This is a genomic window from Actinomadura sp. NPDC000600 (genome assembly GCF_040492135.1).
Lineage (GTDB): Bacteria > Actinomycetota > Actinomycetes > Streptosporangiales > Streptosporangiaceae > Spirillospora.
Window position 1 is genome coordinate 415,817 of sequence record NZ_JBEUPD010000001.1, and the last position, 26,837, is coordinate 442,653.

At 71.7% G+C, this 26,837-nt stretch carries 27 protein-coding genes; 16 read left to right on the plus strand and 11 right to left on the minus strand.

The annotated features are described in order from the left end of the window. Positions 1-67 precede the first annotated feature (67 nt). On the plus strand, positions 68-1,531 hold the full coding sequence (locus ABWI07_RS01960; RefSeq protein ID WP_149259498.1) for a flavin-containing monooxygenase: 1,464 nt from the start codon (positions 68-70) through the stop codon (positions 1,529-1,531). A gap of 20 nt (positions 1,532-1,551) precedes the next feature. Next, the gene (locus ABWI07_RS01965; RefSeq protein ID WP_200841860.1) at positions 1,552-1,932 is read left to right on the plus strand and encodes a nitroreductase family deazaflavin-dependent oxidoreductase; all 381 of its coding nucleotides are present in this window, start codon (positions 1,552-1,554) and stop codon (positions 1,930-1,932) included. Positions 1,933-2,016: 84 nt separating this feature from the next. On the opposite strand, the gene ABWI07_RS01970 is transcribed toward ABWI07_RS01965, so the two are convergent. The 5 genes from ABWI07_RS01970 to ABWI07_RS01990 form a co-directional block, all read right to left on the minus strand. Next, positions 2,017-2,664 (minus strand): TetR/AcrR family transcriptional regulator, encoded by a 648-nt coding sequence (locus tag ABWI07_RS01970; RefSeq protein ID WP_149259499.1) that lies wholly within the window; start codon positions 2,662-2,664, stop codon positions 2,017-2,019. Positions 2,665-2,744: 80 nt separating this feature from the next. Next, positions 2,745-3,533 carry an NAD-dependent epimerase/dehydratase family protein gene (locus tag ABWI07_RS01975; protein WP_353817402.1) on the minus strand — a complete coding sequence of 263 codons (789 nt, stop codon included), beginning with the start codon at positions 3,531-3,533 and terminating at the stop codon, positions 2,745-2,747. A 35-nt stretch (positions 3,534-3,568) separates the two neighbouring features. Then, on the minus strand, positions 3,569-4,240 hold the full coding sequence (locus ABWI07_RS01980; RefSeq protein ID WP_149259500.1) for a TetR/AcrR family transcriptional regulator: 672 nt from the start codon (positions 4,238-4,240) through the stop codon (positions 3,569-3,571). 47 nt (positions 4,241-4,287) lie between these two features. Further along, positions 4,288-5,073 carry an aggregation-promoting factor C-terminal-like domain-containing protein gene (locus ABWI07_RS01985; RefSeq protein ID WP_353817403.1) on the minus strand — a complete coding sequence of 262 codons (786 nt, stop codon included), beginning with the start codon at positions 5,071-5,073 and terminating at the stop codon, positions 4,288-4,290. 207 nt (positions 5,074-5,280) lie between these two features. Beyond that, positions 5,281-5,823: a MarR family winged helix-turn-helix transcriptional regulator gene (locus tag ABWI07_RS01990; protein WP_149259502.1), complete on the minus strand. Its 543-nt coding sequence runs from the start codon at positions 5,821-5,823 to the stop codon at positions 5,281-5,283. A gap of 323 nt (positions 5,824-6,146) precedes the next feature. On the opposite strand from ABWI07_RS01990, the gene ABWI07_RS01995 reads away from it, so the two are divergent. The 10 genes from ABWI07_RS01995 to ABWI07_RS02040 all read left to right on the plus strand — a co-directional run bounded on the left by ABWI07_RS01995 (position 6,147) and on the right by ABWI07_RS02040 (position 16,214). Next, complete coding sequence (locus tag ABWI07_RS01995) at positions 6,147-6,950, plus strand: MlaE family ABC transporter permease (RefSeq protein WP_149259503.1); 804 nt, start codon at positions 6,147-6,149, stop codon at positions 6,948-6,950. Next, positions 6,950-7,804, plus strand: coding sequence for an MlaE family ABC transporter permease (locus ABWI07_RS02000; RefSeq protein ID WP_149259504.1), 855 nt, complete (start codon positions 6,950-6,952; stop codon positions 7,802-7,804). Before ABWI07_RS01995 ends, ABWI07_RS02000 begins: the two co-directional genes overlap by 1 nt. Continuing rightward, positions 7,801-8,895: an MlaD family protein gene (locus tag ABWI07_RS02005; RefSeq protein ID WP_353817404.1), complete on the plus strand. Its 1,095-nt coding sequence runs from the start codon at positions 7,801-7,803 to the stop codon at positions 8,893-8,895. The genes ABWI07_RS02000 and ABWI07_RS02005 overlap by 4 nt, the downstream gene beginning before the upstream one ends. Further along, positions 8,892-9,971, plus strand: a complete 1,080-nt coding sequence (locus tag ABWI07_RS02010; protein ID WP_235036797.1) for an MlaD family protein — start codon at positions 8,892-8,894, stop codon at positions 9,969-9,971. Before ABWI07_RS02005 ends, ABWI07_RS02010 begins: the two co-directional genes overlap by 4 nt. Next, positions 9,971-10,993 (plus strand): MCE family protein, encoded by a 1,023-nt coding sequence (locus ABWI07_RS02015; RefSeq protein ID WP_149259506.1) that lies wholly within the window; start codon positions 9,971-9,973, stop codon positions 10,991-10,993. The genes ABWI07_RS02010 and ABWI07_RS02015 overlap by 1 nt, the downstream gene beginning before the upstream one ends. Before the next feature lie 65 nt (positions 10,994-11,058). Continuing rightward, positions 11,059-12,078, plus strand: coding sequence for an MCE family protein (locus ABWI07_RS02020; protein WP_235036798.1), 1,020 nt, complete (start codon positions 11,059-11,061; stop codon positions 12,076-12,078). After that, positions 12,078-13,211, plus strand: coding sequence for an MCE family protein (locus tag ABWI07_RS02025; RefSeq protein ID WP_149259508.1), 1,134 nt, complete (start codon positions 12,078-12,080; stop codon positions 13,209-13,211). The genes ABWI07_RS02020 and ABWI07_RS02025 overlap by 1 nt, the downstream gene beginning before the upstream one ends. Next, the gene (locus ABWI07_RS02030; protein ID WP_149259509.1) at positions 13,208-14,506 is read left to right on the plus strand and encodes an MCE family protein; all 1,299 of its coding nucleotides are present in this window, start codon (positions 13,208-13,210) and stop codon (positions 14,504-14,506) included. The genes ABWI07_RS02025 and ABWI07_RS02030 overlap by 4 nt, the downstream gene beginning before the upstream one ends. A 24-nt stretch (positions 14,507-14,530) precedes the next feature. Then, positions 14,531-15,586: a hypothetical protein gene (locus ABWI07_RS02035; protein ID WP_353817405.1), complete on the plus strand. Its 1,056-nt coding sequence runs from the start codon at positions 14,531-14,533 to the stop codon at positions 15,584-15,586. 115 nt (positions 15,587-15,701) lie between these two features. Further along, complete coding sequence (locus tag ABWI07_RS02040) at positions 15,702-16,214, plus strand: MarR family winged helix-turn-helix transcriptional regulator (protein WP_149259511.1); 513 nt, start codon at positions 15,702-15,704, stop codon at positions 16,212-16,214. Here ABWI07_RS02040 and rpsD read toward each other — a convergent pair. Beyond that, a complete protein-coding gene (rpsD, locus tag ABWI07_RS02045; protein WP_149259512.1) occupies positions 16,211-16,816 on the minus strand; it encodes a 30S ribosomal protein S4 in 606 nt (201 codons plus the stop codon). The two genes, ABWI07_RS02040 and rpsD, sit on opposite strands and share 4 nt — an antisense overlap. A gap of 65 nt (positions 16,817-16,881) precedes the next feature. Here rpsD and ABWI07_RS02050 point away from each other — a divergent pair, with 65 nt between their 5' ends. Both ABWI07_RS02050 and ABWI07_RS02055 read left to right on the plus strand, forming a co-directional pair. After that, the gene (locus ABWI07_RS02050; RefSeq protein ID WP_353817406.1) at positions 16,882-17,682 is read left to right on the plus strand and encodes a DUF2470 domain-containing protein; all 801 of its coding nucleotides are present in this window, start codon (positions 16,882-16,884) and stop codon (positions 17,680-17,682) included. Positions 17,683-18,008: 326 nt separating this feature from the next. Continuing rightward, positions 18,009-19,190: a trans-sulfuration enzyme family protein gene (locus ABWI07_RS02055; protein ID WP_353817407.1), complete on the plus strand. Its 1,182-nt coding sequence runs from the start codon at positions 18,009-18,011 to the stop codon at positions 19,188-19,190. Positions 19,191-19,202: 12 nt separating this feature from the next. Here ABWI07_RS02055 and ABWI07_RS02060 read toward each other — a convergent pair whose 3' ends face one another. Together ABWI07_RS02060 and ABWI07_RS02065 are read right to left on the minus strand one after the other, a co-directional pair. After that, positions 19,203-20,360: a DUF5925 domain-containing protein gene (locus ABWI07_RS02060; protein WP_308800793.1), complete on the minus strand. Its 1,158-nt coding sequence runs from the start codon at positions 20,358-20,360 to the stop codon at positions 19,203-19,205. A gap of 87 nt (positions 20,361-20,447) precedes the next feature. Beyond that, a complete protein-coding gene (locus ABWI07_RS02065) occupies positions 20,448-21,233 on the minus strand; it encodes a lysophospholipid acyltransferase family protein (RefSeq protein WP_160160918.1) in 786 nt (261 codons plus the stop codon). A gap of 133 nt (positions 21,234-21,366) precedes the next feature. On the opposite strand from ABWI07_RS02065, the gene ABWI07_RS02070 reads away from it, so the two are divergent. After that, the gene (locus ABWI07_RS02070) at positions 21,367-22,221 is read left to right on the plus strand and encodes a hypothetical protein (RefSeq protein ID WP_149259515.1); all 855 of its coding nucleotides are present in this window, start codon (positions 21,367-21,369) and stop codon (positions 22,219-22,221) included. 198 nt (positions 22,222-22,419) lie between these two features. Here ABWI07_RS02070 and ABWI07_RS02075 read toward each other — a convergent pair whose 3' ends face one another. Beyond that, on the minus strand, positions 22,420-23,097 hold the full coding sequence (locus ABWI07_RS02075; RefSeq protein ID WP_149259516.1) for a uracil-DNA glycosylase: 678 nt from the start codon (positions 23,095-23,097) through the stop codon (positions 22,420-22,422). 319 nt (positions 23,098-23,416) lie between these two features. Between ABWI07_RS02075 and ABWI07_RS02080 the strand changes: the two genes are divergently transcribed. After that, positions 23,417-24,865 (plus strand): WS/DGAT/MGAT family O-acyltransferase, encoded by a 1,449-nt coding sequence (locus ABWI07_RS02080; protein ID WP_353817408.1) that lies wholly within the window; start codon positions 23,417-23,419, stop codon positions 24,863-24,865. A 12-nt stretch (positions 24,866-24,877) separates the two neighbouring features. Here ABWI07_RS02080 and ABWI07_RS02085 read toward each other — a convergent pair whose 3' ends face one another. Continuing rightward, positions 24,878-25,885, minus strand: a complete 1,008-nt coding sequence (locus ABWI07_RS02085) for a hypothetical protein (RefSeq protein WP_353817409.1) — start codon at positions 25,883-25,885, stop codon at positions 24,878-24,880. 9 nt (positions 25,886-25,894) lie between these two features. Beyond that, entirely contained in the window at positions 25,895-26,818 is a 924-nt protein-coding gene (locus tag ABWI07_RS02090; protein ID WP_353817410.1) for an NAD(P)/FAD-dependent oxidoreductase, read from the minus strand. Positions 26,819-26,837: the final 19 nt, after the last annotated feature.

Below are 26,837 nucleotides of genomic sequence, written 5' to 3' on the forward strand. Positions count from 1 at the left end.
TTGGACCTACCGTCAGTAACCTACTCCCGGTAACTTACCGGAAGTAGGTTATCCGAGAGGAGAGGTCATGAGCGAGCGCGCCCCGGCGATCGTCATCATCGGCTCAGGGTTCGCCGGCCTCGGCATGGCGATCCGGCTCAAGCGGTCCGGCTTCCACGACTTCGTCGTGCTGGAGAAGAGCGAGGCGCTGGGCGGGACGTGGCACGACAACACCTACCCCGGCTGCGCGTGCGACGTCCCGTCGCACATGTACTCCTTCTCCTTCGAGCTGAACCCGGGCTGGACGCGGATGTTCGCGCCCCAGCCGGAGATCCGCGCCTACATGGAGCGCACCGCCGACAAGTACCGGGTGCGCGAGCACATCCGCTTCGGCGCGGAGGTCGACTCCATGGAGTACGACGACGACGCCCGCCGCTGGAAGGTGGCGCTCGCCGACGGGACGGTCCTCACCCCGAAGGCCATCGTGTCCGGCATCGGCGCGCTGCACGTCCCGTCCTACCCCGACCTGCCGGGCGTCGAGCGGTTCCAGGGGACGGCGTTCCACTCCGCCGAGTGGGACCACTCCTACGACCTCACCGGCAAGCGCGTCGCCGTCGTCGGGACGGGCGCGTCCGCGATCCAGTTCGTGCCGAAGGTCGCCGAGCAGGCGAGCGAGCTCGTCGTCTTCCAGCGGACGCCGCCGTGGATCCAGCCGAAGCCGGACGTGCCCATCCCCGCGCCCGTCCGCACGCTGTTCGGGAAGGTGCCGGGCGTCGCCCGCGCGTTCCGCGGCGGCATCTACTGGGCGCTGGAGGCCCGCGCGGTCGGCTTCACGATCGACCCGCGGCTGTCCACCCCGCAGGAGAAGATCGCCCGCCGGCACATCGCCAACCAGGTCTCCGACCCGGAGCTGCGCGCGAAGGTCACGCCGGACTACACGATCGGCTGCAAGCGGATCCTGCTGTCCAACGACTACTATCCGGCGCTCGCGCGTCCCAACGTGGAGGTGGAGACCTCCGGGATCGCCGAGGTGCGGGAGAACTCGGTCGTCACCGCGGACGGCCGCGAGTACGAGGTCGACTGCATCATCTACGGCACCGGCTTCAAGGTGACCGACGCCCTCACCGACCTGCGCGTCACCGGCCGGGACGGCGTCAAGCTCCAGGAGATCTGGGCGGACGGCATCGAGGCGCACCGCGGGACCACGATCCCCGGCATGCCGAACTTCTTCATGCTGCTCGGCCCGAACACCGGGCTCGGCCACAACTCCGTCGTCTTCATGATCGAGGTGCAGATCCAGCACGTGCTGAGCTGCCTGCGCCTGATGCAGGAGGCCGGCGCCGACGCCATCGAGCCGAAGCCGGACGCCGCGCGCCGCTTCAACGACCGCATGCAGCGGCGGCTGCGCCGCGCCGTCTGGAACGAGGGCGGCTGCAGCAGCTGGTACCTCGACGACCAGGGCGTCAACCGCACCCTCTGGCCGGGCCACACATTCGAGTTCTGGGCCGGCTCGCGCAAGGCGAAGCCGGAGGAGTACATCCTCACCCGCTGAGGACGTGCTAGGGAGGAGGCATGGTGAAACCGCTGATGCCGAGATCGGTCGCCCGGTTCAACAAGGTCGTCACGAACCGCGTGCAGGGCGTCTACGCCCCCTACCTCCCGCCCTTCGCGATGATCGTCCACCGCGGGCGCAGGTCGGGCCGCGAGTACCGGACGCCGGTCACCGCGTTCCGCAGCGGTGACCGGCTCATCGTCGGGCTGCCGTACGGGCGGGACGCCGACTGGGTCCGCAACCTGCTCGCCGAGGGGCGCGGCGGCGTGGAGCGGCTCGGCCGCGTCCGCCGGCTCGCGAACCCGCGCGTCCTGACGGCCGCCGACGCCGCCGAACTCCCGCCCCCCGCCCGCATGGCGGCCCGCCGTATGGACCTGTTGGTGGCGGACCTGGAGGCCTGACGGGCACCGCAGCGAAGCGAGGATGCCCGTCAGGCTGCACGTCCGGGGGTCTGGGGGTCGCCCCCCAGGAGTGGTGCTGACGGGTCACTTTCTGGGGGCGAAGATGGGGCTGAAGCCCGCGACGAGCTGGCGGATCACCGGGCGCTGCTCGGCGGGGGCGCGGCCGCGCAGGTCGTGGATCGGGTCGAGGCCGTCGTAGTACGGGGCCAGCGCGAGGAACGGCAGGATGGTCATCAGCCAGGTGGCGAGGACCTCCAGGTCGGCGTCCTCGCGGATGGCGCCCTGCGCCTTCCACAGCTCCAGCGTCGGGTGGATGACGAGCAGGTAGTGCTGGTTGGCGGTGTCGCGGACGACGGACCGGACGCTGTTGTCGAGCTCGAAGTTCGTGGCCGCGGTGACGCCGCGCTCCAGCGGGTGGTCGGCCATGTACTCGGTCCAGTCGCACAGGACGTCGACCAGCCACTCGTCGAAGGGCTGGTCGAACTCGATCCGCGCGATGCGGCGCTCCATCTCCTCGCGGATGCGGCGCGACGCCTCGTCGCACACGAACGCGAAGAACTCCAGCTTGTCGCTGAAGTACTGGAACAGCGAGCCCTTGGCGATGCCGGCCTCGCGCGCGATCGTGTTGAGGCTGCCGGTCGAGTACCCGTGTTCCCCGAACTCGCGCATCGCCACTTCGAGGACGCGTTCGCGCTTGGCGACGTTGAGGCGGAACCAGGTCGACGTCGGCATGGACCCCTTCGACTTTCCGTCAGGAACCGGTAACCAGAAGGTCAGGATAACGGTCCGTCGCACCCCCTGTGACCCGAACGTCACGCACGTCCCGCCGAACCCTCCAGGTGCCGCAGCGTGAACTGGGCGGACGCGAAGTCGCCGCCCTGCGGGACGCCGTCCGCGACGAACGTGTCGGGCACGCCGTAGGAGGCGGCGTCGTCCTGCGGGACGTAGCCGAGCCGCTCGTCGAGCTCCCAGAACCGGCGCGCGTTGGCCGACACCGCGTACGCGGCGAGGAACCCCGGCGACGGGACGGTCAGCGCCGCGAGGACGAACCCCGCGCAGTCGCGGTGGCTCAGCCAGGTGGCGAGGTGGCGCGGCTCCGTCGGGCGCGGTTCGAGGCTGCCGATGCGCAGGCACACCACGTCCATGCCGAACTTGTCGGCGTAGAGCCGGCCGAGCGCCTCGACCGCGGCCTTGCTGACCCCGTACAGGCCGTCGGGCCGCGGGGGCATGGCGGGCGACACGGTCTCGGTGGACGGGTAGCAGCCGGTCAGCCGGTTGCTGCTGGCGAGGACGACCCGCGGCACCCCGGCGGCGCGGGCGGCCTCCAGCACGCGGTGGGTGCCGAGGATGTTGCCCTCGACCAGCTCGGGGAACGGCGCCTCGTCCGGGACGCCGGCCAGGTGGACGACCGCGTCGGCGCCCTCGACGATCCGCGCCGCGTCCGACAGGTCGGTCCGGTGCGCGACCTCGTTCGGCGCCTCGGCGCGCAGCGGCGCGAGATCGGCCAGCACGAGCCGCTCCGCCTCGTCGCGCAGCGGTGCCCGCAGCGCGGTGCCGACCCGTCCGGCGGCACCCGTCAGCACGATCGTCCCAAGAGTCATGCGTGCATTCTCCCGCCCGGAAGCAACGCGTGGGCTCAGCGGGCGAGGCGGATCAGGATGCGGCAGACCTCGTCGATGATCTCCGCGGCCTCCGCCTCGCTCTCGGCGGTGGCGATCTCCCGCCCGGCCTCGCCGATCACCGTCGTGAGCACGAGGCTGAGCACCTGCTCGGGACGCCCGGCGGGCGCGTCGCCGGACCGGCCGCGCAGCAGCTTTGTGTTCTGCGCGATCCAGTGCTGGGCGCGGCTGCGGCGCATCAGCGACGACCCGGACGGGCCCTCGCCGGCGAGGAACAGCCGGGCCGCCTCGCGCCGCTCCCAGCACACCCGGAGATAGGCGCGGGCGCCCGCGATGAACAGCGCGATCGGGTCGGACTCGCCCTCCTTGCGGGCGGCGGACACCGCCTGCGCGGCGCTCGCCTCCTGCTCGGCGGTGAGGTCCTCCCACAGCGCCACGTACAGCCCGGCCTTGCCGCCGTAGTGGTGGTAGAGGCTGCCGACGCTGATGCCGGACCGCTCGACGATCTCGGCGATGCCCGCGTCGGCGTAGCCGCGGTCGGCGAAGACCTGGAGCGCCGCGGTCAGCAGCGCCTGCCGGGTCGCGTCGGCCCGGGCCCACTGGCGGCCCCCGCCGCCCTCGCCTCCGGCGCCCTCACCCGTGCCGTTCGCGCGCTCGTCGCCGGCGCGGCGCGCCCTGCTCGTCCGCATGCCCTCCATGGTGCCAGTTCGGGGGACGCCGGCCCGCCCTATCGCGCTCAGTACCAGTGGTGCGCCTGCCACCAGGACCAGGCGCCGCACGGGTCCTTGTAGCGCGCCTTGATGTAGCCGAGCCCCCACGCGATCTGGGTGGGGGAGCTGGTGCGCCAGTCTGCGCCCGCGCTGGCCAGCTTGGAGCCGGGCAGCGCCTGCGGGATGCCGTAGGCGCCGCTGGAGGGGTTCTCGGCGCGCTCGTTCCAGCCGCTCTCGTGGTTCCACAGCGTCAGCAGGGACGGCCAGCAGCGGCCCCACCCCTTGAGCTCGTTCATCTTCTTGCCGTACGCCTTGTTCTGCCCGGCGCTCGGGTTCGACTTGGCGAGCCGCTCGCGCTCCTGCTGGGCCTTGAGCTTCGCCCGCGCCGCCGCGTCCCGCTTGGCCTTCTCCTTGAGCCGCTTCAGCTCGCGCTGGTGCTCCTTGTAGGCGCGCTCCTTGGCGACGGCGACCGCGTCGGCCGCGACCTTGTCCATGTCGGACGCCGAGGTCAGCCTCGCGAGCATGTCGTTCGTCGACAGGCCCGCGCTCGCGGCCTTCGGCGGCTCGCTGGCGTCGTCGACGAAGCTGCCGAGGTCGACCACCGTCAGCGCGGTGCCGAGCGCGGCGATCGCCGCGATGGTGATGGTGACGTTGCTGGTGAGCATCCGGCGCACGCGGCCGCCGCCTTCGGGGGCGTCGCCGGGCGCATCGGGCTTGCCGTACGGGTCGCGGGGCTCGTCCGGGCCGAACGGGTCCGGCCCGTAGGGGTCCGCCGCGTCGCGGCCGTCAGGGGCCCTGCGCGGCTCCGGCACGCGGGTGGCGCGCCTGGTGCCGGCCTTCCTGGAGGAGCGGCGGCCCCCCGCGCCTCGGCGAGCGGCTCCGGCTTCCTCGGCGGGACGTCTGCGCGTGCCGTGACTCTGTGGCATAGGAGAAGACCGCCTTATCGCCCGGGTGTCGTGTCGTCGATGAGCCGCTACGTGCCATCGACGAGCAAGTACGCAGGCCGGACGATACCCGGTTCACCCGGCCCGGCGTCCACGGCCGCGTTCCCCGCCGGGGTTGAGCAGCTCCACGTCGCCGGCGGCGAGACGCGCCGGCTGCAGCGCCTCGAACAGCTCGCGGTGCATCCCGTCGAACGCCGCGAGGGCGCTGCCGGGCGCCTCCAGCGCCAGGCTCACCTCGTTGGCCCGCTCCCGTCCCGCCTCGGTGACCTCGACGAGCGTGGCGCGCCGGTCGCGGGGGTGCGGGGTGCGGCGGACGAGCCCGACCGCCTCCAGCTGGTCCACGGTGAGCTTCACCGTGGTCGGATGCATCATCAGGATCCGGCCGAGCGTGCTCAGCCGGGCACGCCCGTGGACGGTGAGGGCGAGCGTGGTCAGCAGGAAGTATCCGGTCTGGGTGAGATCCAGCCGCTTCAGCTCGACGTCCAGCGCCTTCTTGAGCAACTGGTTGAGCCGCCCGACCGAGCAGATCGCCAGGAACGGCCACGGATCGCCGAGCAGCCCCTGGTCCTCCCAGCGGTCGCGGACGCCCATGACCAGGGGGTCCACGCGGTCGTTCATCTCTTCTTCTACGCCTCGTCGCGCCTCGGTCTGCACCGGCTGATCGTAGCTTCGGACAAAACCAGATGTAAGTACTCGCTTCTTAGACCTTCTTCCAATAGAGTGCCTCAAATCACAGGCGGTGCCCGTGTGCTCTTGACGGTGCGCGGATCCGCGTGTGGTAACCGGTCTCGGCCGAGACCGCTGTGGCGCGCACGACAGAACAGACGAGGGCGCCGCCGTGGCACGGCAGGATCCGGTGTTTCGGATGGGCGCCGACGTCCGAGCACAAAGGAGGCTGGAGTGACCCTTCGCATCCCCGCCCCGGGGGAGGGCACCGGCTGATGGCCCTGAGCCTGAACAAGGCCCCGGACCTGGCACGCAGACGCGTCGGGCGAGCGCTCGACGAGACCGGACTGCTGTGCGTGACCCTTCTCGAAGGGCTGCGCCGCACCTGGGACCTGCGCCAGTGGTGGGGCGAGTTCGTCGAGCAGTGCTGGTTCCTCGCGCGCGTCACCAGCGTTCCCGTGATGCTCATCGCGGTCCCGCTCGGCGCGACGATCTCCCTGCAGGTGGGCGACATCGCCCGGCAGCTCGGCGCCCAGTCGGGCACCGGGGCGCTGCTCACCGCGGCGATGATCCAGCAGGTGGCGCCGCTGGCCGCCGCGCTGCTGGTCTCCGGGGTGGGCGGGTCGGCCATCACCGCCGACATGGGCGCCCGCAACATCCGCGACGAACTCGCGGCGATGGAGGTCATGGGCATCAACCCGATCCACCGCCTGGTCACCCCCAGGCTGTGGGCGGCGAGCATGGTGTCCGGGCTGCTGTGCTCGGTGGTGATCCTGGCGGGCATCGTCGGCGGCTACTACTTCAACGTCATCCAGCAGGGCGTCAGCCCCGGCGCGTTCTTCGACGGAGCCACGACCCTGCTGCAGTTCTCGGACCTGATGATCACCCTGTTCAAGGCGTGGGTGTTCGGGTTCATCGCCGCCGCCGTCGCCTGCTACATGGGCATGAACTGCGACTTCGGGCCCGTCGGTGTGGGCCGCGCGGTCAACAAGGCGGTGGTCGTCACCTCGATCGTGGTGTTCGCGACGAACTACATCCTCACCATGATCTACCAGGTCCTCTTCCCCCCGAGGTTCTGATGGTCGCCATATCCCCCGTCCGCAAGCTGGGCCGCGCCGTCAGGGGCCGCACCGCGGGCCTCGCCGCGTCGGCCGACCTGCCGGTCTTCCTCGGCAGGGTCCTGTACCACCTGTTCTTCGACATCATCATCCGCCGCAAGTACGGCAAGACCCTCGCCAAGCAGGTCAGCGACATCACCGTCGGCGTCGGCGCGCTCGTCATCGGCGGCGGCATGATCTTCGTGATCGCGACGATGTCGCTCGCCACCGGCGCGATGGTCGGCCTGCAGGGCTACCCGGGGCTGGAGCGCATCGGCGCCGAGGCCTTCACCGGCCTGGTCGCGAGCTACTCCAACGTCCGCGAGGTCACCCCGATCATCGCGGGCGTCGCGCTGGTCGCGCAGGTCGGCACCGGGTTCACCGCCGAGATCGGCGCGATGCGGATCTCCGAGGAGATCGACGCGCTGGAGGTCATGGGCATCAACTCGCTGGCCTACCTGGTGTGCACCAGGGTCGCGGCCGGCGTGATCGCGCTGGTGCCGCTGTACCTGGTCTCGCTCTTCATGGCGTTCTTCGCCACGAGGTTCATCACGATCCAGTACTTCGGCCTGTCACCCGGCATCTACGACTACTACTTCCACCTCTACCTGCCGCCGATCGACGTGTTCTACAGCGTCATCAAGGTCGCGGTGTTCGCCTTCATCATCATGTTCATCCACTGCTACCGCGGCTACTACGCGGCGGGCGGCCCGGTCGGCGTCGGCGTCGCCGCCGGCCGCGCCATCCGGGAGTCGACCATCCTGATGATCCTGATGAACCTGGTCCTGTCGTACATCTTCTGGGGCAACGGCGGCACGGTGAGGCTGACCGGATGAGCGACGAATCACTCTCCAGCCGCTCCCGGACGGCTTTCGGACTGGTCGGCGCCGGCGTCATCGCGGCGGCCGCGGCGTTCGTCGCGGTCGGCTCCACGCCGTCCCACGCGGGCTCCACCTACTACGAGGCGACGTTCGACCGCGCCGGGCAGGGGCTCGACCCCGGCAAGTCCGATGTGAAGGTCCGCGGGATCGCGGTCGGCGCCGTCGATCGCATCGAGCTCGACGGCAACGGCAAGGTCACCGTCCGGCTCCGGGTCGACAAGGGCATAAAGATCGCCGACACGGCGGTCGCGACCGTCGAGCCGGTCTCGGTGTTCGGCCCGAAGGACCTCGCCCTCGACCTCGGCGCGCACGAGCTGAGCGGCCCCTACCTGAAGGACGGCGGCCGGATCGCGAAGACCAACGACCCGCAGGAGCTGTCGGACACGGCCTGGCCCACCTACCGGCTCACACGGGCGATCAACCCCGACGACGTGGCGACGATCCTGCACACGTTCGGCGCCGGGCTCTCCGGGCAGGGGCCCGCGCTCCGCCGGACGATCGACAACGGCGCGATCGTCGTCGACGCGACCTACAAGGACCGGGCCGCGATCCAGTCGCTGCTGAACGACATCAACGGCCTGTCCGGCACGTTCGCGGCGCGCGGCGACACGATCACCAGGTTCGCCGGGGACTTCAACCAGCTGTCCCGGGTCATCAACGAGCGTCCCGACAAGGTCACCCAGCTGCTGGACCAGTCGGCCAGGCTCGGCCAGACGGTCGGCACGAACCTGGAGCAGCACGGCCGCAACCTCGGCAAGATCATCGACTCGGGCGGCCAGGTCGTGCACGTGTTCAACGAGCAGCGCCGCAACGTTCCGGTCATGATCGACAGCCTGACCGGGTTCTTCGGCCTGCTGGCGCAGATCATCCGCATCCCCGGCCCGGAGGGCACGCTGATCGCCCAGGCGCGCAACGACCTCCCGCTGGACATCTGCCAGATCATCATCGACGTCTGCCCGGCCTCGCCGAAGGCGACGGCGTTCGACGTGCCGCTGCCCGGCGCGGGCGGCAGGCAGGGCGGCGCGGCGACGGGGGCGCGGCCGTGAGCCCGCGGATGCGCGGCAAGGCCGCGCGCGGGCCCGAGTACACCACGATCCTGAAGTTCGGGGTGTTCGTGGTGCTGACCGGGCTGCTCACCTTCTACATCGGCCAGCAGATCCTCGGCACGAGCTTCAAGTCCCGCTACCGGCTGTCCGCCACGTTCGACGACGTCACCGGCCTGCTGGAGGGCGACGCCGTGAAGGTCGCGGGCACGCCCGTCGGCCAGGTCGAGAGCATCAAGGTCGTGCGCGGCAAGGCCGTGGTCAAGATGGCCGTCGACAAGGAGGTCCGGCTGCCCGCCGACTCCACCGCCGCGATCCGCTGGCGCAACGTGATGGGCCAGCGGGTCGTCTACCTGGAGCCCGGGTCGAGCCAGGCCAAGCTGGGCAACGGCGACCGCGTCCCGCACACCAGGTCGGTGGTGGACCTCGGCGACATCGTCAACAGCCTCGGCCCGCTCACCCGCAACCTGGACCCGAACCAGCTCAACAAGATCCTCTTCGCCTTCTCCCAGGCGCTGGACGGCAACGAGCAGAGCATCTCGCTGCTGACCCAGAACCTGGACCTGCTGCTCCAGACGTTCGCGGCCCGGAAGAAGACGATCAAGGGGATGATCGACGACTACGAGACGGTGAGCGACGCGATCGCCACCCGGGACCGGCAGATCGCCGCGAGCGTCGACAACCTGGAGTCGCTGACCAGGGTCTTCGCGAACAACCGGCGGCTGCTGGAGAACGCGGTCGTGGAGATCTCCGGCGTCACCACCAACCTCAACCAGGTGCTCGGCGGCAACGACGCGCAGCTCGCCCGCATCATCACCAACCTCGGCAGGTTCAGCGAGACGTTCCGGCTGAACGTCGACCAGCTGGAGAAGATGGTGCAGCAGCTCCCGCTGACGCTCCGGCAGCTGTTCGCCTCCGCGAACGGCGGCCACTACCTGCGCACCAACGCGCTCTGCCTGAACCTCGTGCAGGGCCCCTGCCCGTTCCCGATGGAGCTTCCGAGATCGCCCGGCGCGGGCCAGCCCAGCAAGGACGACCTCACCAAGCTCAAGAAGATGCTCATGGGAGGTGGCGGCTGATGGCGCTGAAGTCGCTGCGCGACGTCAACCAGAAGGTCGTCGCCATCGTCACCCTGGCCGCGCTCGGCGCGGGCTGCGTGTTCGCGTTCGCCATCGGCCAGCTGCACCTGCTCGACCGCGGCTACACGATGAGCGGGGAGTTCAGCGACACCGCCGGGCTGAAGAAGGGCCAGGACGTGCGGGTCGCCGGGGTGAAGTCCGGCCGGATCACCTCCGTGGAGCCCGACTTCGCCCACGGCAGGGTCATCGTCAGGTGGCACGTGAACGCCGGCATCGACCTCGGCCCGAAGACCAGGGCCGAGATCCAGACGACGACGCTCCTCGGCGGCCGGTACCTGCGGCTCTCCGGCCCGGTCTCCAAGCCCTACATGGCGGACGTGCCGGAGTCGCGGCGGCGGGTCCCGCTGTCGCGCACCAGCGTCCCGTTCACCGTGCCGGACGCCCTGGAGGGCGCGCAGAACATCGTCGGCAAGCTCGACCAGCGCAGCGTCGACAAGCTGCTCACCGAGGTCAACAAGATCAAGTCGCCGGGCGCGGTGAAGCTGCGCCGCATCCTGGTCAACATCCAGGAGGTGTCCCGGACGCTGAACGACTCCTACCCGCAGATCCAGCGGCTGATCGAGAACAGCAAGACGATCACCGGCACGCTGGCGGGCAAGGACCAGGAGCTGCGGCAGATCATCGACGCCAGCCAGGTGCTGCTGCAGTCGCTCGTCCGCCGCCGCAACGAGCTGGCCGCGGCGATCGGGCAGGGCAACCGGACCGTCCGGACGCTGTCCAACGTGATCTCCAGGAACCAGAAGGAGCTCGACGGCCTGCTGTCCAACCTGCACCTGCTGACGACGCGGCTCGCGCCCAACATGGACGCGCTGAACACCGACTTCTCGCTGCTCGGCCCGACGTTCCAGCAGGTCGCCAACCTCAGGGGCAACGGCCAGTACATCGAGGGCCTGCTCACCGGGCTCGGCCCGCTGCAGCCGCCCGGTCCCATCTCGTCGCGGCGACCGCAGGGAGGCAACTGATGAGCGGCGTCGGCACGGGGGGACGGCCCCCCGCGGGCTCGGTCAGCGGCGGGAGGAGAGGCCGGGTGAGAGGCGTCGCCGTCGCGCTCGGCCTCGCCATGACCGCCTCGCTCGGCGGCTGCTCGCTCGCCCCGTCCGCGAGCGGCGACCGCACCATGGTCGTCTACGTCCCGAAGGCCCGCTCCTTCTACGAGGAGTCGAAGGTCAAGGTGATGGGCGCCGACGTGGGGCTCGTCGACAAGGTCGAGAACCAGGGCGACCGGGTCAAGGTCACGTTCCACCTGCGGCGGAACGTGCCGCTGCCGGAGGGGGTGCAGGCCTCGATCGTCCCGCTGAACCTGATCGGCGAGCGCAACCTCGTCCTGCACCCGGCGTGGAAGCCGGGGCAGCCGAAGGAGACCTCGAACGTCATCCCGATCGAGCGCACCCACGTGCCCGTCGAGGTGGACGACGCGCTCAGCTCCTTCACCAACCTGGCCAACGCGCTCGACCCGACGAAGATGCAGAGCGCGCTCGGCACGGCCGCCGACACGGTGAAGGGCAACGGCGGGGAGTTCAACGCCACCCTGGAGCAGAGCGCCCGGCTCGTCGAGAACGTCGCAGGGCAGGACAAGGAGCTCATCGAGGTCGCACGGAACCTCGACCGGCTGGCCGGGGTGGTGCGCGGGCGCGAGCAGATCCTCGGCACGATGATCCGCGACTTCGGCACCGCGAGCCAGGTGCTGAGCTCCGAGCGCGGCGAGCTCCAGCAGCTGATCGGCGGCATCCTGGAGCTGGCGAAGAACGGCGACAAGCTGCTGCAGAAGTACAAGGGGAACCTGCCGTACGACCTGGCGGTCCTCACCCGGACGGCCCTGATCCTCAAGGGCAACGCCAAGCAGCTGGCCCAGCTCATCCGCGTGCTGCCCGGAATCAGCGGCGCGCTCATCAACGGCTACAACCCGAAGAACAAGTCGCTGCAGATCCGGTTCGCCACGGACGCGTTCCTGCGGACCTGGCTCAAGGGGCTGATGAACTCCGACGAGGTCGGATGCCCGCTGCCCGCACCCAACTCCAACTGTCCCTGGCAGAACGGAGGCAACTGATGGGCAGGCCCGTCAACACCGCGCGGCGCGCGTCCGTCAACACCGCGCGGCGCCGCGCGTCCGCCGGCGGCAGGCTGCTGCTGGTGCTCGTCGTGGCCGCGGCCCTGGCCGTCTCCGGCTGCTCCTACAAGACGGCGGGGGCGCCGAAGGGCGGCCTGACGCTGACCGCCACGTTCGACGACGCGCAGGGCCTCGTCGCGGGGCACAGCGTGAAGATGTCCGACATCACGATCGGCACCGTCACGAAGGTCGAGCTCGCCGGGTACAAGTCGAAGGCGACGCTGTCCATCAAGGACGACGTCAAGATCCCGCAGGGCACCCGGGCGGAGATCAAGGTGACCTCGCTGCTCGGCGAGAACTACGTGGACCTGCAGATGCCGCCCGGCGCGAGCATGGACCGCGGCCCCTTCCTCGCCACCGGCGCGGTGATCACCGACACCAGCGTCCAGCCGGCGTTCGAGCAGGTCGTCGGGCAGGCCGGGCCGCTGATCCAGGCCCTCGCCGGGGACGACGTCGCGACCGTCGTGAACGCGGGCGCCACCGCCCTGGACGGCAACGGGCAGAAGCTGAACAAGACGATCGCGCAGGCGAGCGAGCTGCTCAGGATGTTCGCCGAGCAGCGCCGCGAGCTCGGCGAGTCGGTGGACCGGTTCGCCCGGCTCGGCCGGTCCCTCGCCAACGGCAGCGACGCCCTGGGCGAGACCCCCGCGCAGCTCGAGCGCACCACCCGGATGCTGAACCGGGACAAGCACAAGATCATCGACATGGTCGACAAGCTCACCACGATGGCCCGCGAGCTGAACGACAAGGTGCTGGAGGGCCGCATCCTGCGGTTCCGCGCGCTGCTGGCCGACCTCGACCCGGTCCTGGAGCAGCTCGGCAGCAACCGCAAGCGGCTCACGGCGCTGGTGGACGGCCTGGTCGAGTTCAGCGACAAGCTCCCGAAGGCGACCTACGACGGCCAGCTGCTGCTCTACCCGCTCCTGCGGATCACCTGGCCGGACGGCAGGCCGATCTTCCAGGGGCAGAGCCCGAGCCCGAAGAAGCAGAAGACCGCCCGCACGCCCGAGATCCCGAAGCAGCTCCAGGGCGCCCTGCCGGACCTCGACAAGATCCTGGAGCCGCGCGGATGAACAGACGGCTGACGATCAACCTGGCGGCGTTCGGCGTGCTCGCCGCGGTGATGGTCGTGTGGGCGTTCAACAACGTCGTCCGGTTCGACTTCATCGACCGGCCCTACCACATCACCGTGGAGTTCGAGTCCTCGCCGGGCCTGCACCCGAACTTCGAGGTCGACTACCTCGGCCTGCGGGTCGGCAAGATCGACTCCGTGCGGCTGGCGAAGGACAAGGTCGTCGTCCGGCTGGACATGGAGCGCGGCGTCAAGATCCCGCAGGGGGTCACCGCCGCCGCGGCCCGCAAGTCCGCGGTGGGCGAGCCGGTGGTGGAGCTGACCCCGGGCCCCGGCAAGGCCGACGCCCCGCCGATGAAGCCGGGCACCGTCATCCCGGTGTCGCAGACGAAGGTCCCGCCGAAGTACGGCGACCTGTTCGGCGCCGTGATCGACACCCTGAAGGCGATCAACCCCGACGACGCCAAGGTGCTCACCCAGGAGCTGGCCGCCGGCTGGGCCGGACGCGAGGACTCGCTCCGCCAGATCATCAACGGCGGCGACGACCTCACCCAGACGTTCGCGCAGAACACCGAGCTGCTGGACGGCCTGACCAACGACCTGGGTCGCATCACCCACGTGCTGAACGAGAACCGCGGTTCGCTCGGCTCGGGCATCGACAACCTGGCCGCGCTCACCGCCGCGCTCAGCCAGGTGCGGGGCCAGATCGCCGAGCTGCGCGACCGGGGCCCAGGGCTGCTCGCCACGGTCAACGACCTGCTCGACAAGACCGAGCCCGACTTCGGCTGCGCCGTGGACATGGTCGGCAACCTGGGCATCGGCACCTACGATCCCAACTACCTGAGCGATCTTCGCCAGACGCTCGCGGTGGCGCCGCGGCTGAAGGTCGTCCTGGACAACGTGATCGGGATCGACCAGGGCAAGCCCGTCCTGAACGTCGTCTTCCAGGTCACGACGAAGCGGCCCGCCACGCTGGAGTACAAGTACCCGCTCCCGCAGCCCCGGGTGAACCAGGTCCCGACCTGCCCCGGCGGCCGCACCCCGGCGGTGACCAAGCAGAAGCCCTACAAGGCCAAGGACCCGGGCCAGACGATCCCCACCCACGATCCCGCGCTCGACGAGAAGAAGGACCTGCAGGCGAGGAAGGCCGCGAACAACAGCGACTCCTCGGGCGGACCGCCGATCTGGCTGGTGTACGTTCCGCCGATCATCGCCCTGCTGGTGCTGATCAGGGTCATGATGGGCTCCGTGCCCGTGGTGTCCCGGCTTTCCCGACTACGTCGGCGCAAGGACTGATCCCGACCCCGAGGAGTATCCGAAGTGACAGCCAAGACCACAAAGGGCGGGGCCGACGAGGTCGAGGCGGTCCCGGCCGAGGAGGCGCGCGAGGAGACCGAGGCCCGCGGGACGGCGGCCGCCGAGAGCGGCGCCGCCGGGTCGGAGGCCGCGGAGCCGGCGGCGAAGCCCGCCGCCAGGCGCAAGCGCCGGGTGCGGGTCATCGAGGTCATCGACGACGAGGACCTCGACGAGGTCCTCGAGGCCCTCGACGCCGAGGACGAGGAGGCGGAGGACGAGGCCCCGGCCCGTCCGGCCAAGGCGGCCAAGCCGGCGGCCAAGGCCGCTGCCGAAGCCCCTGCCGAGGCACCTGCCAAGCCCGCCGCCAAGCCCAAGCCGCGTCCGAGCCGCCTCGAACCTCCGGAGGACGAGGCTGAGGAGGAGGAGGCGCCGAAGAAGGCCCCCGCCCGCCCGCGCTCCGCCGCGTCCGCGGAGGACCGGCCGGGGGTCTTCGGCCTCGGCATGGTGCAGGCGGTCGTGGTGGTCGTCGTGGTCGCGCTGCTGGCGAGCCTGGCGATCTGGCAGTGGACGAGCGCCAGTTCCCTGTCCTCCAAGCAGGACGACAGGGAGGCCGTGGGCAAGGTCGCCTCCGCCTACGGCGACGTCGCCTACAACTACAACGCCTCCAACTACCAGGCGATGACCGCCAAGGCGCAGAAGCTGCTGGCCGGCGACCTGCTGGAGGAGTACAAGAAGAACACGGTGCCGACCGTGGCCGGCGCCTTCCAGGCCGACCCCTCGGTGGTGCTGACCTCCAAGACCAACCAGGTCTTCGTGGGCAGCGTCGACGAGCGGTTCGCCACGGCGGTGATCATGATGGACGTCTCGCTGAAGACCAAGGACGGCGCGGTCAACCAGCCCGCGACGCTGCTCCGGCTCGCCCTCGCCAAGATCGACGGGAACTGGCGGATCACCCGGCAGTACCCGTCGGGCGTCAACGACGAGAACAAGAACCAGCAGCAGAACCAGCTGCCGGCCGTCCCGGGCGGCGGCGCGTCGAAGTCGCCGAAGGCGGAGAAGAGCGACAAGCCGAAGAACTGAGTCCGACCAGTGCGCCCAGGGGCGCCCCGCACGGAAGCCGTGCGGGGCGCTCGCGCGTTATGCCGATGACGGTGTTCCGCGGATGACGGGGCCGCGGGAGCGAGGCGGGGGAATCATGGCGACCGTGACGGAGCACGACGGACCGGGCACGACCGTCCCGGACGAGCTGGTGTACGAGTTCGGCGCGCTGCTGGGCGCGGCGTCGGTGCTGGAGCGGATCGCGGGCCGCGAGCTGGAGCGACGCTGCGGCATCCGGCACGCGGTCTTCGAGGTGCTGCTGCGGCTGTCCGGCGCGGGCGGGGACTGCGCGGGCGAGGACGGCGCGGTGTCGATGGGCGGGCTGGCCGGCGAGCTGATCCTGACCAGCGGCGGCATGACCCGCATCATCGACCGGATGGAGGCGGCCGGGCTCGTCCGACGCGAGCCGGCGCCCGGCGACCGGCGCCGCCAGCTGGTGGGCCTCACCCCTGCCGGGCGGGCGAAGCTGGACGAGGCCCTTGGCGTGCACGCCGAGACGCTCCGCCGGCACTTCGCGGGCCCGCTCGCCGAGGAGCAGCGCCGCGTCCTCGTGGACGCCCTGCGCGTACTGCGCACGACCGCCCGCGAGGAACTCGGCGACCTGCGCTAGCGGGAGTAGTGCTCGACGACGAGCTGCTCGTCGCAGATGACGGGGATCTCGGCGCGTTCGGGCAGCCGGACGAGCCGGGCGGCGAGCGCGTCGTGCCGGACCTCCAGGTAGGGCGGGACCTCGGCGGCGTGCCCGCCGGCCGCCGCGACCTGGAAGGGCGCCATCGCGCGGCTCCGCTCGGCGACCGTTATGACGTCGCCGGGCCGCAGCCGGTAGGACGGGCGGTCCACGCGGCGCCCGTTCACCAGCACGTGGCGGTGCACGACGAACTGGCGGGCCTGGTAGATCGTCCGGGCGAAGCCGGCGCGCAGGACGAGCGCGTCCAGCCGGCGTTCGAGGTCGGCGAGGAGGGCCTCGCCGGTCTTGCCGCCCGTCCGGGCGGCCTTGTCGAAGGCGTTGCGGAGCTGCGCCTCGCGGATGTCGTACTGCGCGCGGAGCCGCTGCTTCTCGCGGAGCCGGACCTTGTAGTCGCTCTCCTGCTTGCGGGCGCGGCCGTGCACGCCGGGCGGGTAGGGGCGGGCCTCGAAGTACTTCACGCTCTTCGGCGTCAGCGGGATGCCGAGGGCCCGCGAGAGCCGCACCTTGGGACGGGGGTTGTTCATCACGCTCCTTGATGGTTAGGTAAGCCTAAGTTAGGCAAGCCTAACTTCAACGTCAAGGAGACACGGTGCCGCGAGCGGAGTCCACGCAGACCAGCCAGTCCATGCAGAGCACGCAGGGCCCGACGGCGGCGGAGCGCGCGCGGACCCTCGCCTACGGCCTCGCGGACGGCGTGCTCGTCGCACCGGGCGTTCCCAGCGCGCCCGTCCCGGCGCACACGACCGACCGGGACGGCAGGCCGCTGCTTCTCGTCCGGGCGGACGCGCCGGTCCTCGCGGCCCTGGCGGGCGAGGACGACGTGCCCGCCACGCTGCGGATCTCCGACGTCGCGCCGGTGCCGCTGCCGGACCGCGTCCGGGGCCGGGCCTGGCTGCACGGCTGGCTGACCGAGGTCCCCGGCGGCGAACTGCGCGCCGCCGCGCTGCGCCTCTCGCACGAGCATCCGCGTCCCGAACTGCTCGACCTCGGCGCCGAGCGGGGCGGCCGGCGCGAGTGGACGGTCCTCGCCCTGGAGGTCGCCCAGGTCGAGGTCGCCGACGCGTGGGGGAGTGCGCTCCTTGAGCCCGAGGAGTACGCGGCCGCCGCGCCGGACCCGTTCGTCGCCGTCGAGGCGGGCATACTGACGCACCTGGACTCCGCCCACCGGGCCGAGCTGCCGCGGCTGCTGCCGGAGTCGGCCCCGTCCGGGCCGGTCCGGCCGCTCGGGCTCGACCGGTACGGCATGTGGCTGCGCTGCGCGGCGCCGCCGGACGCGCCGCCGAGTGCGCGGGGGCCGGTCGACGTGCGGCTCGCGTTCGCGGAGCCTGTCAGTGATCTCCACGGTCTGCGGCAGGTGTACCGGCGGCTGTTCGCCCGGGCGACCCCGTAGTGCGCGGGCGGCGGGTACGGGTTCCGGCCCCGGAATACCGGTGATCCCACGGATGGTGGGAGGGGGCCCCGCCGGGTGATGATCGGGTCTCCGGCCGAGGGGCTCGGCTCCCCGTCCGGACGACCCCGACCACCGGTCCGCCCTCGCGGGGTGGGCGGGCCGGTGGCGGGACCGTACCGGCCGGCGAGGGACGCGGCGCCTTCGGCCGGGCCGGTGGTCCGGCTCCGTGCGAGCGCGATCGGGGAGCTCGGAACGGGGGCGCGGTCCGGGCCACTGGTCGCGATTGGCCGTTTCCGCCGCGCCGATCCCGGCGCAGGCTTGAGGACATGACCGGACACCATCCGCAGACCCGAGCCGTCCACCCGCCCGTGATCGTCCCCGAGGGCAGCCGCCCGCTCGGCGTGCCGCTCTACCAGGGCCACCTGTTCTCCTTCGACGCCTCCGACGAGCTGGCGACCGCGTTCGAGGGCCCGGACGAGGCGTTCTTCTACGCCCGCATGGGCAACCCGACCGTCCGCGCGCTGGAACACGCCCTCACCGAGCTGGAAGGCGGATCGGGCACGCTCGCCACCGCGTCCGGAATGGGCGCGGTCAACGCCGTCCTGATGGGGCTGCTGCGCAGCGGCGACCACGTCATCGCGCAGGCCGCCCTCTACGGCGGAACCCACGCGCTGCTCCAGGACCTCGCCGCGCGGTGGGGCGTCGAGGTGACGTTCGTCTCCGGCGATGACCCGGCCGAGGTGCGCGACGCCTTGCGCGACACGACGAGGATCCTCTACCTGGAGACGGTCGCCAACCCCACCACCCACGTGACGGACCTGCCCGCGTTCACCGAGGCCGTCCGCGGGACGGGCGTGCTGACCGTCGTCGACAACACCTTCGTCCCGCTCCTGTGCAGGCCCATCGAGCACGGGGTCGACATCGTCGTCCACTCGACCACGAAGTACCTCGGCGGCCACGGCGACACCATCGGCGGCGCCGCCGTCTTCGCGGACAAGGCCGTCCACCAGCGCGTCTGGGAGCACGCCGTCGAGCTGGGCTCCACTCCCGACCCGTTCGCCTCCTGGCTGACCGTCCGGGGCCTCGCCACGATGCCGCTGCGCGTCGCCAGGCAGAGCGCGTCCGCCCTCGACCTCGCCCGGCGCCTGGCCGCCCACCCGTCCGTCGCCCGCGTCCACTACCCGGGGCTGGAGGACCACCCGCAGCACGACATCGCCCGGCGGCTGCTGCCGGACGGCGCCGGCGGCGTCCTCGCGTTCGAGCTGCACGGCGGCCGGGACGCGGGCCGGACGTTCTCCGAGGCCGTCGAGCTCGTCTCGCTCGGGCCGTCGCTCGGCGACATCGCGACCCTGGTCATGCACCCGGCCAGCACGTCGCACCGGCAGCTCGACGCCGCGTCCCTCGCCGCGGCCGGCATCGGCGAGGGAACGGTGCGCCTCTCGGTCGGCCTCGAACACCCGGGCGACCTCTGGGCCGACATCGACCAGGCCCTTCGGAAGGCGGCCTGACCGGACGGCGGCCTAGAGGTAGAAGCCCGTGTCGGTGGCGGGAGCGTCCTGACCCTCGGGGCGCTTCTCGCCCTTGCGGAGCGCGGCGAGCTCCGCGAGCGTCGCGCCGTCGGCGCCGATCTCCGCGGCGGGGACGTCCGAGCCGTCCAGCCAGGAGAGCGACTCCGCGCGGGTGAGCCGGCCCACCTCGATCTGCGCGAGGCAGCGGCCGGGACGGACCACCGCCGGGTGCAGCATGGCGAGGTCCTCGTTGGTGGTGATGGCCACCAGCACGTCCCGGCCCTGGCCGAGCATGCCGTCGGTGAGGTTCAGCAGCCGCGACAGGCCCTGGCCCGTCGACTGCTTGGCCTCGCCGCGGATCAGCTCGTCGCAGTCCTCCAGGATGAGCAGCCGCCAGCGGCGGTTCTCGTCCTCGTCGTCGCCGACCGCGACCTCCATCAGGTAGCTGGGCGTGCCGAACAGCGCCTCGGGGTCGAGGACGCAGTCGGACTGGCACCAGCCGTTCCAGGCGCGGGCGAGGGCGCGCAGCGCGGTGGTCTTGCCGGTGCCGGGCGGGCCGTGCAGGAGCAGCAGCCGTCCGGAGACCTCCTCGCGGGTGAGCTTCATCACCGAGTCGAGCGCCTCGGCGACCGGCGCGGTGTAGTTGCGCCGGATGTCCTCCCACGCGTCGGCGGTGATGGCGCGCTCGCTGCGCACGGGGCCGTGCGCCCCCATGTGCCAGAAGCCCATCTCGACGCTGGTCTCGTCGACCTTCGGCGGCTCGGTCGCGTCCTTCACCGACGCCTCGAGGACGGTCTCGGCGAGCTCGTCGGTCACGGCGGACACCGCGACGTAGGCGACGCCGCTCTTCCACCGGTTGGTGAGCAGCGTCCAGCCGTCGCCCTCGGCGAGCACCGACTCCTTGCCCTTCTCGTGCGCGACCCGCACGAGCCTGGCGTCGTCCGGGCGCAGCGGCGCCTCCGCGCGGACGTTCTCCAGCCGCGTCGAGCGCGACCACGGCTGCTCCCCGGACGCGAACGGGCGCAGCGACAGCACGTCCATCACGTCGGCGGGCGAGTTGTTGTCGGACAGGTTGAAGACCACGGGCAGCGCGGGCTCCGGCGCGTCGGCGCCCTCCAGCGGCTCGATCAGATGCAGGACCTCCTGCGGCCTCTCCTGCGACATGGTCATGGCAACGATGATCACGCCCGGCGGCGCGCCGCGTCCACCGATTTAGCCGGGCGCGCCGCGTCGACGTACGTCAGGAACCGGCGCGGTTCAGGAGTCGCCGCCCTCCTTGGCCTCGCGCTCCGCGCGGGCGGCCTTGCGCGCCTCGGCCTCCTCCAGGTCGAGCTTCTCGGCCTCCTCCGGAGTCGGCGCCGTGCCGCCGAGGTAGGCGGGCTGCCACCACGTCTCGTCCGAGCCCGGGACCTCGGGGTACTCGCGCTGCGCCCGCTCCAGCAGCTCCGACATCCGGGCCTGCAGATCCCGGGTGACCTGCTCGTAGTCGTCGCCGCGCTTGGGGTACATCGGCTCGCCGACGAGGATCGTCACCGGCACGTTGCGCTGGAGGAGCCGGCGCTTGCGGCCCTTGGTCCACATCCGCTGCGGGCCCCAGAGCGCGACCGGGATGAGCGGGGTCTTGGACGCCACCGCCATCCGCACCGCGCCGCTCTTGATGTCCTTCACCGTGAACGAGCGGCTGATGGTGGCCTCGGCGAACACCCCGACGATCTCGCCGCTCCGCAGCGCCTTGAGCGCCGCCGCGTACGAGGAGGCGCCCGCGTTGCGGTCGACCGGGATGTGGTGCATGCCGCGCATCAGCGGCCCGGCGATCCGGTTGTCGAAGATCTCCTTCTTCGCCATGAACCGCACCAGCCGGCCCTTGGGGTGGGCGGCGAGGCCGGCGAAGATGAAGTCGAGGTAGCTGACGTGGTTGCTGACGAGCACCGCCCCACCGGTGCTGGGGATCTGGTCGGTCCCCTCCAGACGGACTCTGATGTTCAGGGCCTTGAACACGCCGAGAGCCGTCTTGATGACCGGTGGGTAAACGAGTTCGCGCATGTAGGCACCGTACTTGAGCAACTCCTGATCAGCGAGTGCGAGGCGGGGATCGGGATGCATCGCACAACCGGGCCCAACTCTGAGAAGGTGGTGTACGACGTGATCCGCCGAAGGCTGAGGGAGGATGAGCCCCATGGAACCGTTGGACGCGGCGGCGGACGTGCACGCGCTCATCCGCGACGTGCTGCCCGCCCTGGCGCCCAGCGCCTGGTTCGATCCCGGCACCTCCGAGGTGGTGCTGCCCGTGGGCCGGTCGGAGGCGCGCGCCTCCAGCTGGACGGTGCTGGAGCGCTGCGCCCGCGAGCCGCGCTCGGCGTGGCCGAAGGTGGTGGACGAGTGGGTCCGCGAGGTCGGCGACCGCGCGTTCCTCGCCGTCGGTGAGATGGAGCTGTTCGGCGACGTCCGGGAGCTGCTGCGCCTGCGCATCGTGCCGAAGCTCGACCCCCGCGACCGCGAGGGCCTCGTCGTCGTCCCCGCCGGCGACCACTTCGACGCCATGGTGATGATCGAGCACCCCCGCTACGGCGGCCCCCTCACCAAGGCCCGCGCGGGCCTGCTCGGCCTGCACAAGCTCGGCTACGTGATGACGAACACCCACGACCGCGAGCTGGCCGACGTGTCCGTCCACGACCAGCCGCTCCTGCCCGGCCGCAACGTCCGCGTCGTCGGCAAGCCCGGCAGCCGCTACGTGTCGGCGCTGCTCAGCGAGGTCCACCAGTTCGTGCCGTGGCCGAACGAGCACGGCGCCCTGGTCGGGGTCCCCTGCCACAGCACGCTGCTGCTGTACCCGATCACCTCCACGGCCGTCCGCGAGGTGCTGCCCGTCTTCGCCGACGTCGTCCGCGAGATGCACGCCGCCGCCGACGACCCCTGCGCCCCCGGCGTCTACTGGAGCCACGGCGAACGCCGCCTCACCCCCCTCTCCCCCGACGCAGCAGGCGGCGCCGGTGAATTCGCCCTCTTCCTCCGCAAACTCCCCCAGGAATAGTGCCTGTTCTGGAAGCGAGCCTCAGCCACGGGCGCGGGTCGGGCGGCCGGAAGGCGCTCTGGCGCCTGGAGGCCGCACGACCCGCCGAGCCGGGCGACCGCAGCGCCACGCAACAACCCGCACGGGCACGACGACCTCAGCCGTGGCGTGAGGATCGCCCGGCTCGTAACGGGGGTTCCAGGGGGTCGCCCCCCTGGGTTAGCACAGCTTCCAATCAACTGCGGGTGCGCCCTGTTGTTCCAGGAGTTGGTTGGCTCGGGAGAAGGGGCGGGAGCCGAAGAAGCCCCGGTCGGCTGACATGGGGCTCGGGTGGGCGGACTCGATGCAGGGGACGTTGCCGAGCAGCGGCTTGAGGTTGCGGGCGTCCCGGCCCCACAGGATGGCGACGAGGGGGCGGTTCCGGGCGGCGAGGGCGCGGATGGCCTGCTCGGTGACCTCCTCCCAGCCCTTGTTGCGGTGCGAGCCCGGCTTGCCCGGCATGACGGTCAGCGACCTGTTGAGCAGGCAGACGCCCTGCTCCGTCCAGGGGGTGAGGTCGCCGTTGGACGGCTGCGGGTGGCCGAGGTCGTCGCAGTACTCGCGGAAGATGTTGATCAGGCTGCCGGGCAGCGGCCGGACGTCCGGGGCGACCGAGAAGCTGAGGCCGACCGGGTGGCCGGGCGTCGGGTAGGGGTCCTGCCCCATGATGAGGACGCGCACGTCGTCGAACGGCTGGGTGAAGGCGCGCAGGATGTGGTTCCCGGCGGGGAGGTAGCGCCGGCCGGCGGCGACCTCGGCGCGCAGCCAGTCGCCGGCGGCGGCGATCGTCCCGGCGACCGGGTCCAGCGCGGTCGCCCAGCCCGCTTCGACGATCTCCGAGAGTGGTCGTCCCGTCATGGCGCACCACCCTAGTGCGATGATCTTGAGTGATCCGGGGCCCGGTGAAAGTTCGCCGCCTTGACCGTCCTCCAGCCCCCACCCGCCGCCATTCAGTTGACGAGCTTCGCTCGCCGCCCTCATTGTGAAGTTTTCTGACCACATGAGGTCGGGTAGCGGGCAAATGTTCTCCAGCGCACCGGAAAGTGGGCGATGAACTGGGTGAAACGTCCCGTTAAGTCGCTGTTACTTCATGGCGGCCTTCATTGACCTACGGCCGTCGAGCGCATAACTCCTAGAGAGGTAAGGACGGGCGCAGGACGAGCGGACGGACGAACGCATGACCCAGCTGACCACCGTGGACGCCACCTTCCTCCATGCCGAGAACTCCACCACGCACGCCCACATCGCCGGGCTCGGCATCGTCGATCCCGGGACGTGCCCCGGCGGCCGGCTGACCGTCCCGCACGTCGCCGAGCTGATCCGCAGCCGCGCGCACCTCGCGGCCCGGCCGCTGCGGCAGCGCCTCGTCCAGGTGCCGCTCGGCCTGGACCACCCGTACTGGGAGGACGACCCCGACTTCGAGCCCGAGCGGCACATCTCCGAGTTCGGGCTGCCGGAGCCCGGCTCCGAGCGGCAGCTGTTCAACCTGGTCGCGATGCTGCACGAGCAGCCGCTCGACCGGTCGCGCCCGCTGTGGGAGATGGTCCTCATCCAGGGCCTCGCCGGCGGCCGGACGGCCGTCTACGTGAAGGTGCACCACGCGGCCATCGACGGCGTGATGGCCGCCGAGACGCTCGCCGCGCTGCTCGACCTGACGCCCGAGCCCCGCGACCTGCCCGCCGACGAGACCGTCCCCGCCCGCGCGCCCGGGATGGCGAGCATGCTCGGCACCGGACTGCTGAGGACCGCGCTGCACCCGGTGCGCTCGGCGATCTCGGCGGCGCGCACCGTCCCCTACCTGGGCGACGTCCCGGGCATCTCGGCCATTCCCGGTGTCGGGCTCATGTCGTCGGTGACGCGGGGCGCGCTGCGCCGCCCGGAGTTGCCGAAGGCGCCGCGGGTGACCGCGCCGCCGACGCCCTTCAACCACCCGATCGGACGGCGCCGCGCCGTCGCGTGCGGGGAGCTGCCGCTCGCCGACATCAAGGAGATCCGGCGCGCCCTCGGCGGCAGCGTCAACGACGTCGTCATGGCGCTGTGCGCGACGGCGCTGCGGCAGTGGCTCGACAAGCGCGGCGAGCTGCCCGAGCGCCCGCTGGTCGCGGCGGTCCCGGTGTCCATGCGGCGGGGCGCGAGCGCGGCCGCGCAGCCGGGCAACCAAGTCTCGATCATGACGGCGCCGCTCGCCACGCACGTCCCCGACCCCGCCGACCGCTACGCCGCCGTCCGGAGCGACATGGACGTCGCGAAGCGGCGCTTCACCGGGTCGTCGGGCGACTGGGTGCGGGAGATGAGCGGGCTGCTCCCGGCGCCCTTCGCCGCGGCGGTCACGCGGCTCGCGATGCAGGCCGTGCCGGCGGTGTCGCTGCGCCCGGTCAACCTCGTCATCTCGAACGTCCCGGGCCCGCAGTTCCCGCTCTACCTGTGCGGGGCGAAGGTGCTCGGCTACTACCCGATCTCGGTCATCACCGACGTCAGCGGCGGCCTCAACATCACGGTGTTCTCCTACGACGGGAAGGTGGACGTCGGCATCGTCGCCTGCCGCGACCTCGTCCCCGACCCGTCCGAGATCATCGACCACCTGGTGGACGCGCTGGACGAGCTGCGCTCGCTCAGCCGCGAGTGAGCCCGACCGCCGTCACAGCCCGAGAGCTTTGCGGTGCCGCCGCGCCAGACCGAGCGCGGCGGCTCCCGCCGGCTGCATCGGCCGGGGGACGGCCCCGCCGAACGGCGCCATCGACACCTCGCCCTCGTCGTTGACCGCGACGAGACCGCCGAAGAGCTCGCCGAACAGCCCGTCCTCGATGACGACGACGGTCAGCAGGTCGAGCGCGAGCGTCAGCGGGTCGACGCCGAGCCCCAGGAAGTGCGCCCGGATGCGCCCCTCGTGCCGGGCGGCGGTCATCGCCCGGTGGAAGGGCCAGTCCTCCTGGACGAAGCCGTCGCCGTAGTCCTCGTCCGCGCCGAGGAACTCCTCGGAGTACTCGCGGACCATGCACTGCCACAGGTCGGGCGGCTCGCCGCCGAGCGGCTGGAACACCCCGACCGGCATCACCTGGTAGAGCCCGCCGGCGTGCGCGACCTTCGCCGGGTCGCGCCGATGCAGGACGTACCGTCCGGACGTCGTCACGGTGACCGTCGTGACGGCGGGCAGCGCGGGCCGGCGGGCCAGGTCGCACGGGTCGCCGACCCGGTCCCGCAGCGGCAGCCCCGCCACCCCGGCCGCCAGTTCGTGCGCAACCGACTCGCCCACGTTGACGGCGTCGAAGTAGCGGGCGGGGCCGAGCCGAAGCACCGGCGGATCGGCCGCCACGAGGCGGTAGCTCGGACGGTCCTCGAAGACCTTCGGCGGGGCAAGGGCGGCGACGGCCTCCGCGTACGTCCGGTACCCGTCCGGCAGCCCTTCGGCCGGATCGGCGACCGCGGGCGGGGCGGGACGGTCCTCCCACTCCAGCCGGATCTCCTCCAGCGGGATCGGCGCGCCGGGGATCCAGGCGTCCCGGCAGAGCAGCGGCGTCTCCGCTACGCGCGGCACGTCCGGGTACAGCCCGTCCGCGACCTCGCCGAGCGGACCGCGGGCGTCGTTCAACGCCGCCCGCTCCCGCCGCCACCGCACCTCGCCCGCCGACAGCCCGTCGCTCACCACACGCCGAGCCTAGGCGGCGAGGCCCTGTGCGACCTCCTCCTCGACCAGGTCGCCGTTGATCATCGCGGCCGCCATCGCCCCGGCCGCGGTCGCCATGACGACCTGGCCGAAGGGGACGACGACGTTGCCCGCCGCCCACACGCCGGGCACGCTGGTCCGACCGGTCGGGTCGACCTTCACGAGGCCGTCGTCGCCGGTCTCGCAACCGAGGTCGGTCAGCGGCCCGGCCTTGGGGACCCAGGTCGGCGCGAGGAACACGGCGTCGCAGCCGAGCACGGAGCCGTCCGCGAGTTCGAGGCCGGTGAGCCTGTCGTCTTCGACGACCACGCGGCGCACGCCGGCCGATGCGACGCGGATGCCGCGCGCGGCCAGGCGTGCCGCGTCCTCGCCCACCGGCGGCGCGTCCGCGACGAACGTCACGTCCGGCGACCACTGGCGCAGCAGCAGCGCCTGGTGGACCGAGCCCGGGGACGTCCCCAGCACGGCGATCCTCCTGTCGCGGACCTCCCAGCCGTGGCAGTAGGGGCACATCTGCGCCTCGCGGCCCCACCGCTCCTGAAGCCCGGGGACGTCCGGCAGGACGTCGGTCACACCCGTGGTGACGAGCAGGCGGCGCCCTCGCAGCCGGGTGCCGTCCGCGAGCGTGAGCACGAAGCCACCGCGGTCCTCTTCGGCGCGGGCGACCCTCCCTTCCAGGATCTCGCCGCCGTAGCCGCGCACCTCCGTGCGGCCGGTCTCCAGCAGGCGGGCGGGCGGCATCCCGTCCCGGGTGAGGAAGCCGTGCATGTGGTCGACCCCGGCGTTGCGCGGCTCGCCCGCGTCGACGACGGTGACGGAGCGGCGGGCGCGGGCGAGGACGAGGGCGCCGCTCAGCCCGGCCGGTCCGCCACCGATGATCAGTACGTCCCGTTCGGTCATGTCTCGTTCGGTCATGGCACGAGGGTGCGCCGCG